Below are 17,555 nucleotides of genomic sequence, written 5' to 3'. Positions count from 1 at the left end.
TCAGACAGGAGGCGCTATGGCTGAACGGGACATCGTGGTGATCGGTGCATCGAGAGGCGGTTTTCAGGGACTCAGGGCGCTCGTTAGCGCGCTTCCCGCCGATCTTCCGGCTGCGGTGTTCGTCGTGCTGCATATCGGCCGTCACGCCAGCATGCTGCCGGACCTGCTCACGAGTTGGGGACGGTTGATCGCGCGTTATGCAACGCATGGCGAAAAGGTCGAACATGGAACCATCCGCGTAGCGCCGCCGGACCGGCATCTCGTGTTGTCGAAAGGGCGCGTGTGGCTCAGCGAGGGTGCGAAGGAAAACTTCTCGCGGCCCGCCGCCGATCCGCTGTTTCGCAGTGCCGCGATGGAATACGGGGCGCGTGTCGTCGGCGTCGTGATGAGCGCGGCGATCTCGACGATGGCGCCGCCGGTCTCGCCAACATCCGCGCCCAACGCGGTTTCGCCATCGTGCAGAATCCGGACGATTGCGAAGCGCCGAGCATGCCGCGTGCCGCACTCGAATCGTGCGGCGCCGACATGCTGTGTGTCGAGCGCGAACTCTCGCGGTGCATTCAGGCGGCGGTGCACGGGATGTCGTCCGACGAAGCTTCCGAGGGAGCGCAGATGAACAAGAACGTGTTCGAGAAAGAGGCTCGCCTCGCAGCCAGCCGCCTGTCGGATATCGATTCGCTCGACGAAGTCGGCGAGCGGTCGGCGCTGACATGTCCCGATTGCGGCGGCGCGCTGTGGCGCATCAAGGACGATCATCCGATGCGCTATCGCTGCCATACCGGACACGCGTTCACCGGGCTGTCGCTGGAGGAGGGCATCGAAGCGCGTTCGGAGACGGCGATCTGGTCGGCCATGCGCGCGGTGCACGAGCGCGTCATCTTCGCGAAAGAGCGGCAGCGCTGGGCGGAGCGGTCGGGCAATGAAGATCAGATAAAAATCGAGCAGGCGCGCATCGACGAAGCGGAACGTCTCGTCGAATTGTTGCGCGAAGCGGTGCAGACAGCATCTTCATCCGCGAACTGACGAACTGACGGGAAACGGAGGATCGAATGGATCTCGAAGCGGAGAGCCTGGCGCTTGTCCAGGCTGATCGCGATATCAACGAAGGCAAGGAACGCATCGAGCGTCAGCGCAAGATCATCGAGCAACTGCGCTCCGGCGGACACGACACGACGGATGCGGTCAGGCTGCTCAGCACGCTCGAAGACACGCTGGCGGCCATGATGCAGCATCGCTCGCTCATTGTGGCTCGCATCGCGCAGTGGAAGAGCGGGATCTTAACGTAGGACGTGCGCCGCGCGGGGTCTGCCGGCGGCGATGCAGCGTGCCGACGCCGCGACACGCGCGTGCGGCGATGCACTCGCGCATACGCGCCATGACGAGCGAATTGAGGCTGGGCGAGCGTGCCGCGCGTGCCTTGCGTCGCGGCTCCCTGGATAGCGAAGCGTGCACGTCGTGAGCGAATTTTTGCAGCGCATCCGCCGATCCGCTGACGCTCATGTACGCCTGCTGTCCGATCCTGCCGTCGAGCAGAACGGTCATTCCGGATTCACGGGCCAGCTTCAACATGTCGGATTGCATGATTGTTCGGGCTCATCGCCCGCTCTTGTCGTTGGCTTCGCGCGAAGCCTTTCATGCTTTCAATGCAGCATTCGCTGTGCCCCGGCCGCGCTAAATAATCGGCTTGCCGCCCGTTACCGCGATGGTCGCGCCTGATATGTAGCTCGCCTCGTCCGATGCCAGCATCACATAAGGCGCCGCGAGTTCCGCAGGCTGTCCGGGGCGCTTCATCGGCACCTGCTTGCCGAAGTTCTCGACGCTCGAAGGCGGCATCGTCGATGGAATCAGCGGCGTCCAGATCGGCCCCGGCGCCACGCAGTTCGCGCGTATGCCGCGCTCGGCCAGCAGTTGCGCAAGCCCGCCCGTGAAGTTCTGGATCGCGCCCTTCGTGCTCGCATACGCGATCAGTCCGGGATTCGGCGCATCGGCATTGACGGACGTCGTGTTGACGATCGAACTGCCTTCTTTCATATGCGCGAGCGCGGCCTTCGTGATGCGGAACATCGCGCCGATATTCGTCGAATAGGTCTTGTCCCATTCGTCGTCGCTGATGTCTTCGAGCTTGTCGTAAGTCGCCTGATACGCCGCGTTGTTCACGAGCACGTCGATGCGCCCGAACGTTTCGGCCGTCTTCGCGACGATCTGCTTGCAATGCTCGCGATCCGTGATATCGCCGGGCAGAAGCAGCGCGCGGCGTCCGGCTTTCTCGACCCAGCGCTTCGTTTCCTCGGCGTCGTCATGCTCGTTGAGATAGGAGATGGCGACGTCCGCGCCTTCGCGCGCATAGGCGATCGCCACCGCGCGGCCGATGCCGCTGTCCGCGCCCGTGATGAGCGCGACTTTGCCGGCGAGCCGGTTGCTGCCCTTGTAGCTCGATTCGCCGTGATCGGGCGGCGGGTCCATCGGGCCGGTGAGTCCCGGGCGATTGTCCTGCTGTTGCGCCGGCATCGGCGGGCGTGGGTATCCGCTATCGGTGGTATTGCTCATGTCGTGCTCCTTACGCTGCCGCTTCAAGAACGACCGTGGCCCGGCTTTCCCTGAGGGCGCCTGTACGAGCGGCGCTGCGCGCTCTTTCATTGACGAGTGTTTTCATTCACGACTCCGGTGCTGGTTAGAAAGACGACCGCATGCGCGGTCATGCGGTCGTGTCAGCATCGAGCGTTCCAGGAATCGAAACACGGCGTGCGGAATCCGCGCCTTACGACGCGCGAAGAGCGGTAATGGCGATCAGTGGTCCGCTTCGTCGACTTCCTTGACCACGGTCTTGCGAAGCTGATCGAGCGCGCGCAGGCTGGTGATGAGATTGCGCAACAGGCTTTCCGAGTCGTCGGTGTTCCATCCGCACTGTCGGAGCGATTCGAGGCGTTCCGTCTGCTCGACGATGCGCCGCCCGCAATTCTCGATATGCAGGTCAAGACGTGCGAGTTCCTCTAAAGCTTTGGTGTTGGCCATGGCGGACGTTCGCGTAGTAGGAAATTTTGTCCAGTCAACCATGGTACAACGCGCCGCGAATCGCCGATGCGGCGCAGTGAATCGGTCACTTTCGCTTCGTCAATTCAAGGTTGCGCGCGCTTCGAGACCGCATCGCGCATGCTGCGCACGTCGCGCGTCGTGACAGGCGAAGCATCGTTGCCCCATGCCGAGCGAACGAAGGTCAGCACGCGGGCGATTTCCGTATCGGTGAGCTTGTCGGCGAACGCGGGCATCTTCTTCGGCTGCGGCCCATGTTCCGTGGATGGCGCGTTGCCGCCCTGCAGCACCATCCGCACGAGCGAATCGGGCTTCTCCGACAGCACGGCCGGATTGCCCGCAAGCCGCGGATACTTGAACGCTTCACCCGCGCCGTCGCTCTTGTGACAGCGCGCGCATGCGCTTTGATAGAGACCCGCGCCGGGACGCTCGTCGTCGCCGGTGCGCAATGCGGCCACGCTCTGTTGCGCCGCGCGCGAGCGCGCATCGTAGGTGCCGCCGTTTCCGTTCGCCGGCAGGCTCTTCAGATACGACGCGATCGCGAGCAGATCCTGATCGTCGAGATATTGCGTGCTGTCTTCGACCACCTGCACCATGCTGCCGAAGGTGGCGAGACCCGCGCCGTGCCCCGTCTTGAGAAACGCGGCGATGTCGTCGGGTGCAATGCGGCCCAGTCCCGCGCCCGATACGCCGGTCAGGTTCGGCGCGTACCAGTGATCGTTGGTGCCGCCCGTGAGATACGTCCGCGACGATTCGGTATAGCCGCGTTCGTTATAGGCAGGTCCGCGCGGCGTATGGCACGCGCCGCAGTGCCCGAGCGATTGCACGAGATAGGCGCCGCGATTCCATTGCGCTTCGCGCTTCGGATCGGGCGTGAACGGTTCCGTCGGCCTGAAGGCGAGATTCCAGAAGACGAGCGCCCAGCGCTGGCTGAACGGAAACGGCAGATGCGTTTCGGGCGCGGATTGCGCGACGGGTTCCACGCCGTGCATGAAATACGCATAGAGCGCGCGCATGTCGCCGTCGCTGACCTTCGAGAACGATGGATAAGGCATCGCCGGATAAAGATGCTTGCCGCCCGGCGCGACGCCTTCACGCAACGCGCGCGCGAAGTCCTCGTAGCTATAACGCCCGATGCCATGTTGCGGGTCCGGCGTGATGTTGCTCGACCAGATCGTGCCGAAGGGCGAGCCCATCGGCAGGCCGCCCGCGAACGGATGCGGCTGCGGTTTGCCGGGCGCGGGCGGCGCGGTATGACAGCCGGCGCAATCGGCGGCCTTCGCGAGATACGCGCCGCGCGTGACGAGATCGGGCGTCTGTCCGCGAGCGAGCGGCATCGATGCGATCAGCGTGAAAGCGCAGAAGAGCGCGCGGCGTCCGAACGTCGTCACGATCAGCGTCCTCCACATGGCGACACGAGCAGCCACGCGAGATCCGTCGCGATCAGCGCGAACACGAAGAGCGCGCTCGCGAGCGCCCCCGCCCGCGCGATGAACGCATCGCGGGCCGCATGTCTGTCGATCGTTCCATGCTCTTTCAGCGTCGATGCAAGCTCGCCCGTACGCCGCCAGTTGCGCCACGCGACGACGCCGCCCGCGACGCCCAGCAGCAACGCGACCAGCGCCAGCAGCACGATGCCGTGCTCGAGCCAAGGCATCGCGGGCGCGTTCACCGGACGCTCATGCGGGAAGCAGCCCCACGCGGCGATGGTCTGCGCGAGCGTCGTCTGCGTCATCCACGCGGCGGGTGCGAGCAGGAGACCGATCGCGAGCGCCATGCCGCCCGGACGCACGGGATGCCGCTTTTCGTCGATGGGCGATGCATCGTTCATTTCATTTCGCCAGCACGTAGGGCGACAGATACAGCGTCGCGAAGATGAAGAGCCATACGACATCGACGAAATGCCAATACAAGCCGCCGATGGTCAGCGCCGCCGAACGCGCCCGGTCGAAGTAGCCGAGCGCGGTCCATAGCAGCAGGAACGCGAGCACGACGAGGCCGACGAGCACATGCATCATGTGAAAGCCGGTGATCGTGAAGTAGAGCGAGCCGTAGAGATGCGTCGTCAGGCCGTAGGGATGATCGGCCCATTCCTTGAGTTGTATGCCGACGAAGATCGCCCCGAGCGCAAGCGCGATAGCGAGCATCAGCACGCCCATGCCGCGTTTTCCGCGCCGCACGAAGCGCTCGCTTGCCCATACGAACACGCTGCTCGACAACAGAATGCAGGTGTTCGCGATGCCGAGGCCGAGCTTCGGCATGCCTTCGGGCGGCCAGTGTTGTGTCGTCTGCGAAGCGAGATACAGATACGAGAAGATCAGATAGCCGAAGAGCGCCGCTTCGGTCGCGACGAGCGTGAGACATCCCCACCATCCGCCCGACCGTTCGCCCGGACTGCCGATGGGCAGACGCGCGCGTTCGGGCAACGCTTCCGCGAAATCGCTCATGGTGTCGCTCCGGTTTCGTGCGGCTCGGGCGTATCGTCGCGCTGGCCGAGTTCGCGGCGCGGCCACAACCATACGACGATGGCCGCGCCGCATCCGATCAACCCGAGCGCCGCGAGCCACCATGCGGTCAATGCGAGGCCCGAGAAGAACACCAGCGACGCGACGCCGAGCCAGAAAGGCGCATACGAGTCTTCCGGCATCTTGAGAATCACGTCGGGATCGCCGTCGAGCGCGGTGGTGCCGAGCGCCTCGCGTCCCTTGTCGAGGATGTAGCCTTCGTCGAGCCGCGAACGCATCTTGCCGGAAATGCGTTCCTCCCATAGCGGATGACGGCTCGCGATGCGCGGCGCGATCGCGAAGTTATACGGCGGCGGCGGCGATGAAGTCGCCCATTCGAGCGTGGGCGCATCCCAGGGGTTATCACCCGCAACGGGACCGCGCCGCAGGCTGTACACGAAGTCCCACATGAAGATCAGCACGCCGAACGCGAACAGGAACGCGCCGATCGACGTAATCATGTTGACCGTGTTCCAGCCCATGTCGGGCGCGTAGGTATAGATGCGTCGCGGCATGCCGAGCAAGCCCGCGATATGCATCGGAAAGAACGCGATGTTGAAGCCCGTGAACAGAATCCAGAAGCCGATGCGCCCGATCCTCTCGCTCATCATGCGCCCGGTGAATTTCGGGAACCAGAAGTAGATGCCGCCGATAACGGGAAACACGTTGATGCCGAGCAGCACGTAATGCAGATGCGCGACGACGAAATAGGTATCCGTGAGTTGCCAGTCGAAAGGCACCGCTGCGGTGAGCACGCCCGACAATCCGCCGATCACGAAGAGAAACACGAAGCCCGCGAAATACAGAAAAGGCACGCGAAACACGGGACGTCCCGTCCAAATCGTCGCGATCCATGCGAACGTCGCGACCGCGCTCGGTATCGCGATCACCATGCTCGCCGCGCCGAAGAACGACAGCGCGAGCGCGGGAATGCCCGTCGCGAACATGTGATGGATCCATACGACGAAGCCGATGACCATCGTCGCGACAGTCGACAGCGCGACCGGCAGATAGCCGACCAGCGGCCTGCGGCAGAAGACCGGGAGCGCATCGGAGACGATGCCCATCGCGGGCAGCACCACGGCATACACCCACGGATGCGCGAAGATCCAGAAGAGATGCTGCCAGAGCAGCGCGCGGCCGCCGTTGACGACGTCGAAGAAATGCGTGCCGATGCGCCGGTCGAGCCACAACAGAAAGAACGCGAGACTCACCGATGGCACTGCAAGCAGGTTGCCGCCCGATGCGGTGAGCGTGCCCCACACGAGCACCGGCACGCGATCGAGCGACATGCCCGGCGCGCGCATGCGCAGGAACGTGACCACGAAGTTCATCGAGCCGACTGTCGTCGAGATGCCGAGCAGCACCATGCCGAGCGCATAGACATCGATGTCGGGACCGGTGTTGTAAGTGAGACCGGCAAGCGGCGCATAGTTGAACCAGCCGGCGTTGGGCGCTTCGCCGAACGGAAAGCTCGCATACAGAAAGAGTCCGGCGAAAAGAAAGATCCAGTACGACAGCGCATTCAGGCGCGGAAACGCCATGTCGCGCGCGCCGAGTATCAGCGGCCACAGATAGTTGGAGAAGCCGGAGAGCACGGGCAACGCGTAAAGGAAGATCATCGTCACGCCGTGCATCGTGAAGAGCTGGTTGTATTGCTCGGGCGTGAGCAGCGTCGAGTCCGGGCGCGCAAGCTGCACGCGCATGATGAGCGCCTCGATGCCGCCCGCGATCAGAAACGCAAACGCGGTGAGGAGATAGCGCAAGCCGATGCTTTTATGATCGACGGTCGAAAGCCAGCCGCGCCATCCCGGTGGCGTTTCCCATGTCTCGCGCAGCTTGCGTTCTTCGGCGCTGCCGGGTTCGATGCGGCCGATCGCCAGCGTGCGTTGCAGCGGCGGCGGGGACGTGGCGTGTTCGGTCATTGCAGTGTCCGAAGATAAGCGGAGAGCGCGGCGGCTTCGGCCGCTGTGAGCGCGATCGATGGCATCAGCGAATCCGGTTTGATGCGCTGTGCATGGCGTATCCAGTCGAGTTGATTCGATTCGGTGTTCGGCAACGTGCCGGCGGCGATGAGCCTGCGCGAATTCAGATGCGTGAGATCGGGCGCTTGCGTGCCGTTCGCATCGCTGCCGCGCACGGCGTGACAGCCCGCGCAGCGATCGAGAAAGAGTCGCTGCCCGGCGCTCGCGGTGGCGTCGGCGGCATGCGGGCGCGCTTGCGCCGCGTACCACGCATCGAATTGGGCACGCGGTTCCGCGATCACTTCGAAGGCCATATGCGCGTGTTGCGCGCCGCAAAACTGCGAGCATTGCCCGCGATACACGCCCGCGCGATCCGCCTGAATCCATTGCTCGTTGACGACGCCCGGTATCGTCTGCGTCTTGCCCGCGAGACGCGGCACCCAGAACGCATGAATGACATCGGCGCTGCGCAATTCGATTTTCACAGGCTCGCCGACCGGTATGTGAATCTCGTTGGCCGTGGTCACGCCCGCATAGTCGATCTTCCACCACCAGTCGTAGGCCGTGACCGCGATGGTCAGCGCGGGCTCCTTTCTCGGCGACGCGACCGATTCGAGCGTCACGAGCACATAGGCGAGCGCGACGAAAAGCGCGACCGACGAGATGCCCGTGCCGATCCAGACCCAGCGCATGCCGCCGCCTTCGCCCTGCACGTGCGATGCATCGCGCTTCGTGGGCGGCGGACGCTTGCGGATGATCGCGCCGACGAGCAATACGCTCACGATCAGCGCGACGGCGACGGCCAGTGCCGCGAGCGCCCAGCCGAGACGCATCGTCGGCGTGGCGGCGGGACCGTCGGCGCGGAGGAAGTAATTGAGCGGCGCGTCGGCGCGCGCGCTCGCGTGACAAACGAATGCGGCGAGAAAAGCGATCATGGCGCGGGTGCTCCGGCTGGCACAATGGATCGCTTTGTGCGTAGCAGGCATCCGCATGTATCTCCTTGAAAGATTGGCTCGCAGTGAGGTTCCGGCACGCCAGACGGGCGCGCGGGGCTTCGTTCCCCGAGCAATCCACGATCCCAACGATAGCCTTACGGCGCAACGCATGTAATGCGCTTTATTTCGCGAAGCGTTTTCATCAGTCCAATGGATCTTATCGATTCGATAAGTATTCTTCGCCGATTCACTCGCAATGCTTGAATAAGCGCGCACCGACGTTATGATGTACTAACGTATTTGCGACATGCATGTCCATGCATGTTCGTGTCTTTCGATGGTTTCCGATTCTCCTTCGCGCGCTCGATTGAAACGCAGCGCGAAGGCCCTTTGTTGCGTCCGGCGATTGCCACGCTCGCGCCATCGCGTTTGCGCGCATCGGTCAGTGGGGCGTCGTCTTATCTCTCGTATCGAAGCGGGGCCGCGTTCGTCATTCGTCGAACGCGGCTGTGCCTGTTCGCGCTCGCATTTCGCCGCGCGACGCGGGCGTTTCAATTCCGGCAATGAACCGGCCGCTCGATATTCATTTTGAATATTCCGAACGCGCCATGAAAGCCATTACTTTCATTCGATCCGTTGCTCATATCTTCAAATCGCGGCGCATTATTTCAGCGGGGCGGCTTTCGATATGGCCGGGTTTCGCGATCGCGCTTCTGTTGGCCGCATGCGGCGGCGGTGGCGGCGGTGAAACTGGCGGCGCGAGCACGACCGGTGGCGCGCAATCGAGTCCTTCGGGTGCATCGAGTCCCATAGCGGCGTCGAGCCCTTCGGACGGCGGAGCGTCGGCGCCTGCGGTTGCATCGGCGCCAGCGGTTGCATCGGCGCCGTCGGCGGCGAGCAGCCCCGGCGGCACGAGCAGCACCGCAAAGCCTGTGATTGCGCCTGCGGGCAGCGTGTTTTATGGCATGAACGGTCATGCCAACTGGGTCGGTCCATATCAGACGTCGACGCCGGAGCAACAAGCCGCGCAACTGAAAGACCTCAACATGACGATGTACCGCAACGACATTTCCAACGTAGCCGGCGCGAAAAATCTCGCGAAGTTCGCGAAGATCATGGCGCAATCCGGCGTGATGGTTTATCCGGTGATCCTGCAAGACCTCAACTTCGCCGATGAGAATTCGGCTTATCAGGCGAGCTTCACGCTCGCTCAGCAAATCGTCAGCGTGCAGCAATATGCCTATTACGAAGTCACCAACGAACTTGCGCCGACATGTCTCGTCGGTGCGGTCGATGGCGTAAATCCGGCCGATTACCACAACGATTGTTATCGGATCGCGCGCGGCGTGATTCGCGGATTGATCGCGGGCATCAAGTCGGTGGATGCTGTCGGCAAGATCATCATCGGCGGCAATACGTGGATGCACCTCGGCCTCGATACGATGCTCGCCAACGGCACGCAACCCGACGGCACGAGCGGACATCCCATCGTGACGTGGGACATCACCGCGTGGCACTGGTACTCGGAGCAGGGCGATATCACGCACGCATGCGGAATCCGTTGCTACAACGTAGTCGGCACGCTGCTGTCGTTCGGCAAGCCGATCTGGATCAACGAAGTGGGCATGCGTCCGGACTTTCCCGGCACCGTCGATCAGGCGGCCACTTACATGGCCAACGACATGATGGGCAGGCTTCTCGCAATCGCGCCGCAATACAACATTCAGTCGATACAGGTCTACGAGCTTTACGACGATCCGCCCACCGGTCAGGGCCCTTACGGCATCATGCTCAACGACGGCGTGACGAAGAAACCCGTCTATACCGCGCTCAAGAATTTCATCGCGGCGAATCCGCGGTGAAGATCATCCGATGAAACCGGGAAGGCCGAGGGCCGCGTCGCTGCGGGCCAGACCGGCGGCGCGTTCGAGCAGCGCGTCGAATTGCGCATCGTCGCGCGGTCGCGGGAAGTGCGCGCGAAAGAAGTCCGCCCAGCGAAAATCGGCAAGCGGCACGTCGGTTTTTTCGTAGCCGCCCGCGCTGCGCACGAAGGCCGCAAGGCTGCGAAAATCGTCGTCGATGGCGTCCCGCATATGCACCGGCATGTCCTTGAAAGCGATGCGGCGGCCGTCCGCGTCGTAGGGATGCGCCCACGCCTCGTTCTCCATCGTCAGCCAGAACGCCGCGCGCGATAACGACGACAAGTCCCGCACCAGCACGAACGGCACGTCCTGCACGCCGATGCGGGCCAGCGCGCAAGCCACATGATGATGGTCGATGACATACGGCTCGCCGCCCGGCCCGAGCACGACGGCAATCGGCTTCGCGGCTATCGACATTGCCAGTTCATGTGCGTTCAGCGCGCGATATTCCTCGGCTTTGCGGCGGACCTGCCGTTCTCCGTGCGTCGCCTGCGTCGGATGCAGATCGTCGATGCGCAGCGTATTCATGGCGCATTCCTCGATGTGTGTCGAACATGCGGGCAAGCGCCGTACCCGGTCGGGACCCGCTGTTGCTTCTCGCTGAAACGAAAGTCCCTAATGCGGTGCGCGGGCGCATCCATTGCTGAAATCGCACACGGACCCGGCCATTCAAGGAGTGTGCAATGAAAGCGGTTGTGTTTCATGGAATAGGCGATATATCGCTCGATAACGTGCCCGACCCTTCGATTCGTCACGATCAGGACGCGATCGTGCGCCTGACCGCGAGCGCGATCTGCGGCACCGATCTGCACATGGTGCGCGGCACGCTGCCAGGGATGGTGCCGGGCACGATACTCGGCCACGAGGGCGTCGGCGTGATCGAGCAGGTCGGTCGCGGCGTGCGCAACCTGAAGCCGGGAGACCGCGTGCTGATTCCATCGACGATTTCGTGTGGCTGCTGTTCGTATTGCCGCACGGGCTACACGGCGCAGTGCGACTCGGCGAATCCCAATGGCGCGGCCGCGGGCACGGCGTTCTTTGGCGGACCGAAGTCGACGGGGCCGATCGACGGATTGCAGGCCGAATACGCGCGCACGCCGCTAGCCCATGCGAGCCTCATCAAATTGCCGGAGAATATCGACGACGAACGCGCGATCCTGCTGTCCGATATCTTTCCGACGGGCTTTTTCGGGGCGCAACTTGCCGAGGTGCGTGACGGCGATACCGTCGCGGTGTTCGGCGCGGGACCGGTCGGCCAGTTCGCCGTCGCGAGTGCGTTCATGCTCGGCGCGGGACGCGTGATCGTCGTGGATCGCCTGACGGATCGTCTCGCGATGGCGCGCGCGCAAGGCGCGGAAGCGGTGAACTTCGACGAGGAGGATCCCGTCGCAACGATTCTCGCGTTGACGGGCGGCATCGGCGTGGATCGTGTGATCGATGCCGTGGGCGTCGATGCAGTGCACGCGCAGGGCGGGCCGGCTGCATCGCAGGATGCCGTCAAGCAGGGCGAAGCGGAAAGCAGGACCGTCACGGCGCAGCGCAACGAACACGACGGCAACTGGATTCCCGGCGATGCGCCCACGCAGGCGCTCGACTGGGGCGTGGCTGCATTGGCGAAGGCGGGCACGCTCGGCGTGATCGGCGTGTATCCGCCGAACGACCGCTTCTTTCCGCTCGGTGTGGCGATGAACAAGAATCTCACCATCAAGATGGGCAACTGCAATCATCGCGCGGTGACGCCCGGACTCGTCGAGCGCGTGAGGAACGGATCGTTCGATCCGCTGCGCGTGCTGTCGACACGCGAGCCGATGATGAACGTCATCGACGCATACAAGGCATTCGATCAAAGGCAACCGGGATGGATCAAGGTCGCGCTCGATCCCGCCGCGTGACGGCCGCGCGGCCATCATGGCGCATCGTCGCGGGCGTCGGCGCGTGCGCGTTCGCGGCCTGGGCGGCGATCGAATGGACGCGCCTCAAGCGCACGCCCGCCCTTTCCGATGAAAGCGCCCGCAAGGGCATCACGGCGCGCTACACGCAGGCCGGACCGTATCGCATGTTCTCGCGTCACGCGGCATGCGAAGGTGGCCACGCGAAGCGCCTGCCCGTGGTGCTCGTGCATGGTCTCGTGATATCGAGCCGCTACATGGAGCCGCTCGCGCTCGCGTTGCGCAGCGACTTCGACGTGTACGCGCCCGATCTGCCCGGCTTCGGCGAAAGCAAACTGCGCGGCGGCGCGCTGTCGGTGCCCGAACTCGCCGATGCGTTGCGCCTCTGGCTCGGCGCGCGCGGCATCGAGCGGGCGATGTTCATCGGCAATTCCTTCGGCTGCCAGATTCTCGCGGATTTCGCCGCGCGCTATCCCGAGTCGGTCGACCGGCTCGTGCTGCAAGGACCGACCGTCGATCGCGATGCGCGCTCGCTCTTCACGCAAGTTTGTCGCGACTGGCGCAATGGACGGCTCGAACAGGCGAGATCGTCGGCGCCGATCGGGCGCATCGACTATGCGAAAGCGGGCGTGTTGCGCGCGCTCGCGACGATGCGCGAACTCATGCGCGATCGCATCGAGCGCAAGCTGTCGCGCATCGTTGCGCCGACGCTCGTCGTCGCCGGATCGCGCGATCCCGTCGCGCCGCTCGCGTGGGCGAGCGAAGTGGCGGCGCGCGTGCCGAACGGCGCGTTGCTGACGATAGACGGCGGCACGCACACGCTCAACTATGTCTATCCGCATAGCTTCGCGCTCGCGATCCGCGCGTTTCTTCTCCAGGGCGGCGCATCGAGATGACGAAGCCACCGCGCGGCATTGCCCGCTTCGATTCGGCCGCGGGCATGGTGCAGGCGCTCGCCGCGTGTCTGCATGGCGAACGCTTCAGCAGCCCGAGCCAGTCGCCGCTGCTCGATAGCCTGATGCCGCCGATCAACCTGCTGCCGAAGCGCGCCCGCGAATGGGTGTACACCGTGGGCGGCATGTCGGAGGGCATCACGGCGCGGCAGGCGCGGCGTCTCGATGTGGAAGGCATCGGCGAATGGATCGCGGGGCTTTACCCGCAGCGCACCTACGATGCCGCGTTCATCGGTTCGTCGAATGGCGCGCTCATGCACGTTGCGGCGGCGCTCGGCGTGCCCTGGCTGCCGCAGACGTTTCTGTGCTCGGTGCGCGCGCCCTTCAGCGATCCCGACGATGCGCAAAGCGGCTTCGATGACGGCCTCGCCGCCGTCGATGCGTTGCTTCGCGCCGATCCGCGCATCGCAGTTCATCATATGCAGGATCCGAATCAGGACCGGCTGATGCTCTCCGCGATGAGCTACTTCCGGTTGAAGCTGCGCGCGCTGCCGCTGGCGTATCGCGAGTTTCTGCTGCGCAGTCTCGCGCCGGACGCGACGCTTCATATCGTCCGATGCACGCGCGACTGGCCCGTTACGCGCACCGGCGACCGATCGTTCTATCAGTTCGGCGCGCTGGGCGGCGCGACCGAGCGCGAGTACTTCGAAGGCGGGCCGCGTGTCGCGCGCTATCTCGCGCGTTATGGCGTGAAGCGCACGCGATGGGACGCGCCCGCGCCGACCCTGCGCGCGCCCGAAGCCGAATGGGGCTATGACGTGGCGCTCACCGAATCCATCGTCGCGCTGGCGAAGCAGAAGAACTGGCGCGTCGTCGAATGGCGCTTCGAAGAGCCGGAAGCGTTCAGCTTCGCGACGGCCGAGTTGTATCGCGCGTGGTATCGCGAGATGGGGATCGAGTCGAAGCGGCTCGTCGTCGATTCATTTCTTCTGATGGACCCGTACACGACGCTGCGATTGCGCGCGATCCCATTCTGGCTCGTCTTCTGCACCGACCCTTCGGCAGAGACGCTGCGCCGCTTTCTCGAACGCGAGTCCTTCGACGAGATCGACATGATGCTGTTCTCGCATGGCACCGAAGGCGTCGGCGTGACGAGCATCGACGAATGGCGCGCGTTGACCGCCGAGGCGAAACGCGAAGGGCGCTTTCTCGGTGTCGATGCACGGCGTTATCCGCGCGACTTCGCGACCTTCGTGCGCTTCGATCGTGCGCTTGCCGAACTGAAGCCGCAATACGGCTTGCCGGAGCCAATGCCGCCCGCGTTCTTCGAGGACGCGCTGCGCAAGCATGGCGCGCGTCATGGCATCACCGCGCACGATCACAACGCATGAAGCGAATGCCGGTCATCGTCGTTACGCGCGCCGACGCATCAAGCGCGCGATGATGGCGCCCAGCCCGAGCCCCGCGCAAAGCACCAGGCCGCGATGCGTGTCCACCCAAAACGACGCGCTCGCGCGCTTCGCCTCGTCCGTGAAGCGCCCATGCACCCGATGCAGTTCAGTGACCGGTTGCGAGAGATTGCCCGGACGTTCGCCGCTGGAGAGAGCGGGGTCCTGCTGCGCGCGAAAGCCCGTGCGTCCGAGATAGACATCGAGCAAACCGGGGATGATTGCATTCGCAACTATCGCCTTGACCGACGACATGCCGACCCACAGCTCGCGCCGCCGATGCGTGGCCGCCCACCATATCGCGCGCGCTGCGACTTCGGGTTCGTAGATCGGCGCGACGGGACGCGGCGCGTGCGGGATCGCGCTCCTGGCCCAGTCGAATTGCGGCGTGTTGAGCGCGGGCATCTGCACCATCGTCAGATGGATGCGGCTCTTGGCATGATGCAACTCGCAACGCAGCGAATCGGTGAACCCGCGTATCGCATGCTTCGCGCCGCAATAGGCCGATTGCAGCGGAATCGATCGATACGCGAGCGCCGAACCGACCTGCACGATGACGCCGCGATTGCGCGGCGTCATGCGTTTCAACGCGGCCATCGTGCCCCACACGAAGCCGAGATACGTGACGTCCGTGATGCGCCTGAAATCGCGTTCGGGCATATCGGCGAAGCGCGCGAACGAGGTCAGCATCGCGTTGTTGACCCATACGTCGATGGGGCCGAGCTCGGCTTCGACGCGCGCGGCGGCACTGTCGAGCGCGCCGCTTTCGCTCACGTCGAGCGCGATGCTCAGCGCACGCACGCCGAGCGCGCGCACGTCGGCGGCGGCGTCTTCGAGCGCTTGCGGATCGCGCGCGATCATCGCGACGTCCACGCCGCGTCGGGCGAATTCGAGCGCCGTCGCGCGGCCCACGCCCGCGCTCGCTCCGGTGATGACCACGACCCGAGGCTTTCTCATCGCGATAACTCCCCGCGTGCGGCAAGCGCTTCGATTTCGTCCGCCGTGCAACGCGCGATCGCCTGAATGGTGAGAGAAGGATTCACGCCGCCGACGGTCGGATATGCCGAGCCGTCGTGAATCCTCAGATGCATGGACGATCACTTGTCCTTGTGGCCCGGCAGCACTGCGCCCAGCACTTGCTTCGCCGTATCGACGATCACATGGCTCTGGTTCGGATCGCCCTTCATGAGCGTGGTCGCGAAAGCCTTCGCCTGCGCGATCGTGATGTGCGGCGGCAGCGGCGGCACGTTCGGATCGGCCTTCACTTCGATCACGACGGGACGATCCGCCGCGAGCGCTTCGTCCCACACGGCGGCCATGCGCTCGGCATCGTCGACATAAAAGCCCTTCAGCCCGATCAATTCCGCGAACTTGTGATAAGGCACCGAAGGAATGTCCTGCGATGCCTCGAACTTCGGATCGCCTTCCATCACGCGCTGTTCCCACGTCACCTGATTCAAGTCTTCGTTGTTGAGCACCATGCAGATCCAGCGCGGATCCGACCATTGCTTCCAGTACTTCGCGACCGTGATGAGCTCGGCCATGTTGTTCATCTGCATCGCGCCATCGCCGACGAGCGCGATCACCGGACGCTCCGGATACGCGAATTTCGCCGCGATCGCGTAGGGCACGGCCGCGCCCATCGAGGCGAGACCGCCCGAGAGCGAGCACTTCATGCCGCGCTTGACTTTGAGATCGCGCGCGTACCAGTTCGCGACCGAACCGGAATCGCTCGTGACGATGGCGTTCGCCGGCACGCGCGGCGACAGCTCCCAGATCGTGCGCTGCGGATTCACGCCGGCTTTCGCAGGCTCTATCGCGCGCTTTTCGAGTTTCTTCCACCAGTCGTCCATCCAGCCTTCGATGTCCTTGCGCCACGCGCCATCCGTCTTCTGTTCCAGAAGCGGCAGCAACGCGCGCAAGGTCTCGGCACTGTCGCCGACGAGATTCACTTCCATCGGATAGCGGATCGAAAGCATGTCCGCCTTGAGGTCGATCTGCACGCCGCGCGCCTCGCCTTCCTTCGGCAGGAACTCGGCGTAGGGAAAGCCCGAGCCGATCATCAAGAGCGTGTCGCATTCGGTCATCAGCTTGTAGCTCGGCTCGGTGCCGAGCAGGCCGATCGATCCGGTGACGTAGGGCAGATCGTCCGGCAATGCGGCCTTGCCGAGCAGCGCCTTCGCGACGCCCGCGCCGAGTTTGTCCGCGACAGCGATGACTTCGTCCGTGGCTTCCAGCGCGCCCGCGCCGACGAGAATCGCGACCTTCTTGCCGGCGTTGAGCACATCGGCGGCGCGTTGCAGATCGTCGGCATAAGGCACCGTCTTCGGTGCGCGATAGCCCACGCCCGAATGCAGTGTGCCGTGCTTGCGGCCCGGCGGCTCGTATTCCAGATCCTGCAGATCGTTGGGCAGCACGAGCGCCGTCACCTTGCGCTCCGATAGCGCAATACGCACCGCGCGATCGACGAGATGACGAATCTGCGAGGGCACGCTCGCCTGTTGAACGAAGGCGCCGGCGACGTCCTTGAACATCGCGGGCAGATCGACTTCCTGCTGATAGTGTCCGCCCAATGCGGCGCGTGCCTGCTGGCCCGCAATGGCGAGAACGGGCATGTGATCGAGGCGCGCATCGTAGAGACCGGTGAGGAGATGCGCCGCGCCCGGACCGGATGTCGCGATGCATACGCCCAACTCGCCGGTGAACTTCGCATGTGCCGATGCCATGAACGCAGCCATCTCTTCATGACGCGCCTGAATGAATTCGATCTTGCCTTTCGCGCGACTGAGCGCGCCGAATACGCCGTTGATGCCGTCGCCGGGATAACCGTAAATGCGGCGCACGCCCCATGCATGCAGGCGATCGACCAGAATCGCCGACGGTAATAGCCATGATTGAAGTCTCCGGAAAACACGATCGAAAGAATGCGCCGCATTGCATGCACGCCTTGTTTGGCTTGCGCGCAATGGC

General features: G+C 64.1%; 14 protein-coding genes and 3 pseudogenes. 6 read left to right on the top strand and 11 right to left on the bottom strand.

What is annotated here, in order from left to right:
• Positions 1–16: 16 nt before the first annotated feature.
• Together NCS67_RS32125 and NCS67_RS27645 are read left to right on the top strand one after the other, a co-directional pair.
• A pseudogene (locus tag NCS67_RS32125) lies at positions 17–1,023 on the top strand (chemotaxis protein CheB).
• A gap of 26 nt (positions 1,024–1,049) precedes the next feature.
• Positions 1,050–1,286 carry a hypothetical protein gene (locus tag NCS67_RS27645; protein ID WP_250437482.1) on the top strand — a complete coding sequence of 79 codons (237 nt, stop codon included), beginning with the start codon at positions 1,050–1,052 and terminating at the stop codon, positions 1,284–1,286.
• Between the two features lie 385 nt (positions 1,287–1,671).
• Here NCS67_RS27645 and NCS67_RS27640 read toward each other — a convergent pair whose 3' ends face one another.
• From NCS67_RS27640 to coxB, 7 genes are all read right to left on the bottom strand, one after another.
• The gene (locus NCS67_RS27640) at positions 1,672–2,547 is read right to left on the bottom strand and encodes a glucose 1-dehydrogenase (protein ID WP_175981939.1); all 876 of its coding nucleotides are present in this window, start codon (positions 2,545–2,547) and stop codon (positions 1,672–1,674) included.
• Positions 2,548–2,787: 240 nt separating this feature from the next.
• Positions 2,788–3,012 (bottom strand): hypothetical protein, encoded by a 225-nt coding sequence (locus tag NCS67_RS27635; RefSeq protein ID WP_008345955.1) that lies wholly within the window; start codon positions 3,010–3,012, stop codon positions 2,788–2,790.
• A gap of 104 nt (positions 3,013–3,116) precedes the next feature.
• Positions 3,117–4,439: a c-type cytochrome gene (locus tag NCS67_RS27630; protein WP_502801878.1), complete on the bottom strand. Its 1,323-nt coding sequence runs from the start codon at positions 4,437–4,439 to the stop codon at positions 3,117–3,119.
• Positions 4,424–4,861 carry a hypothetical protein gene (locus tag NCS67_RS27625; protein ID WP_008345953.1) on the bottom strand — a complete coding sequence of 146 codons (438 nt, stop codon included), beginning with the start codon at positions 4,859–4,861 and terminating at the stop codon, positions 4,424–4,426. Before NCS67_RS27625 ends, NCS67_RS27630 begins: the two co-directional genes overlap by 16 nt.
• A gap of 1 nt (position 4,862) precedes the next feature.
• On the bottom strand, positions 4,863–5,477 hold the full coding sequence (locus NCS67_RS27620) for a cytochrome c oxidase subunit 3 (RefSeq protein WP_008345952.1): 615 nt from the start codon (positions 5,475–5,477) through the stop codon (positions 4,863–4,865).
• Entirely contained in the window at positions 5,474–7,459 is a 1,986-nt protein-coding gene (ctaD, locus tag NCS67_RS27615; RefSeq protein ID WP_250437480.1) for a cytochrome c oxidase subunit I, read from the bottom strand. Before ctaD ends, NCS67_RS27620 begins: the two co-directional genes overlap by 4 nt.
• Positions 7,456–8,433 carry a cytochrome c oxidase subunit II gene (coxB, locus tag NCS67_RS27610; protein WP_250437479.1) on the bottom strand — a complete coding sequence of 326 codons (978 nt, stop codon included), beginning with the start codon at positions 8,431–8,433 and terminating at the stop codon, positions 7,456–7,458. Before coxB ends, ctaD begins: the two co-directional genes overlap by 4 nt.
• A gap of 608 nt (positions 8,434–9,041) precedes the next feature.
• On the opposite strand from coxB, the gene NCS67_RS27605 reads away from it, so the two are divergent.
• On the top strand, positions 9,042–10,295 hold the full coding sequence (locus tag NCS67_RS27605) for a hypothetical protein (protein WP_250437477.1): 1,254 nt from the start codon (positions 9,042–9,044) through the stop codon (positions 10,293–10,295).
• A gap of 3 nt (positions 10,296–10,298) precedes the next feature.
• Here NCS67_RS27605 and NCS67_RS27600 read toward each other — a convergent pair whose 3' ends face one another.
• Positions 10,299–10,883, bottom strand: coding sequence for a ParB-like protein (locus tag NCS67_RS27600; RefSeq protein ID WP_250437476.1), 585 nt, complete (start codon positions 10,881–10,883; stop codon positions 10,299–10,301).
• A 155-nt stretch (positions 10,884–11,038) separates the two neighbouring features.
• On the opposite strand from NCS67_RS27600, the gene NCS67_RS27595 reads away from it, so the two are divergent.
• From NCS67_RS27595 to NCS67_RS27585, 3 genes are read left to right on the top strand one after another with little or no spacing between them, the layout of a single operon-like run.
• The gene (locus NCS67_RS27595; RefSeq protein ID WP_034470047.1) at positions 11,039–12,247 is read left to right on the top strand and encodes a zinc-dependent alcohol dehydrogenase; all 1,209 of its coding nucleotides are present in this window, start codon (positions 11,039–11,041) and stop codon (positions 12,245–12,247) included.
• Positions 12,214–13,140 carry an alpha/beta fold hydrolase gene (locus NCS67_RS27590; protein WP_250437474.1) on the top strand — a complete coding sequence of 309 codons (927 nt, stop codon included), beginning with the start codon at positions 12,214–12,216 and terminating at the stop codon, positions 13,138–13,140. Before NCS67_RS27595 ends, NCS67_RS27590 begins: the two co-directional genes overlap by 34 nt.
• Complete coding sequence (locus NCS67_RS27585) at positions 13,137–14,528, top strand: hypothetical protein (protein WP_250437473.1); 1,392 nt, start codon at positions 13,137–13,139, stop codon at positions 14,526–14,528. The genes NCS67_RS27590 and NCS67_RS27585 overlap by 4 nt, the downstream gene beginning before the upstream one ends.
• Before the next feature lie 21 nt (positions 14,529–14,549).
• Here the strand turns inward: NCS67_RS27585 and NCS67_RS27580 are convergent, their stop codons facing one another.
• From NCS67_RS27580 to NCS67_RS27570, 3 genes and pseudogenes are all read right to left on the bottom strand, one after another.
• Positions 14,550–15,542, bottom strand: a complete 993-nt coding sequence (locus NCS67_RS27580; protein WP_250437471.1) for an SDR family oxidoreductase — start codon at positions 15,540–15,542, stop codon at positions 14,550–14,552.
• Positions 15,539–15,673 (bottom strand): annotated as a pseudogene (locus NCS67_RS27575) (GMC oxidoreductase); the annotation flags it as partial. The pseudogene NCS67_RS27575 and the gene NCS67_RS27580, both read right to left, overlap by 4 nt.
• Positions 15,674–15,682: 9 nt before the next feature.
• Positions 15,683–17,477: pseudogene (locus NCS67_RS27570) on the bottom strand (thiamine pyrophosphate-requiring protein).
• Between the last annotated feature and the right edge of the window lie 78 nt (positions 17,478–17,555).

It is taken from the genome of Caballeronia sp. ATUFL_F2_KS9A, from assembly GCF_023630765.1.
GTDB lineage: Bacteria > Pseudomonadota > Gammaproteobacteria > Burkholderiales > Burkholderiaceae > Caballeronia > Caballeronia zhejiangensis.
This window is presented reverse-complemented; position numbering and strand designations above follow the sequence as displayed.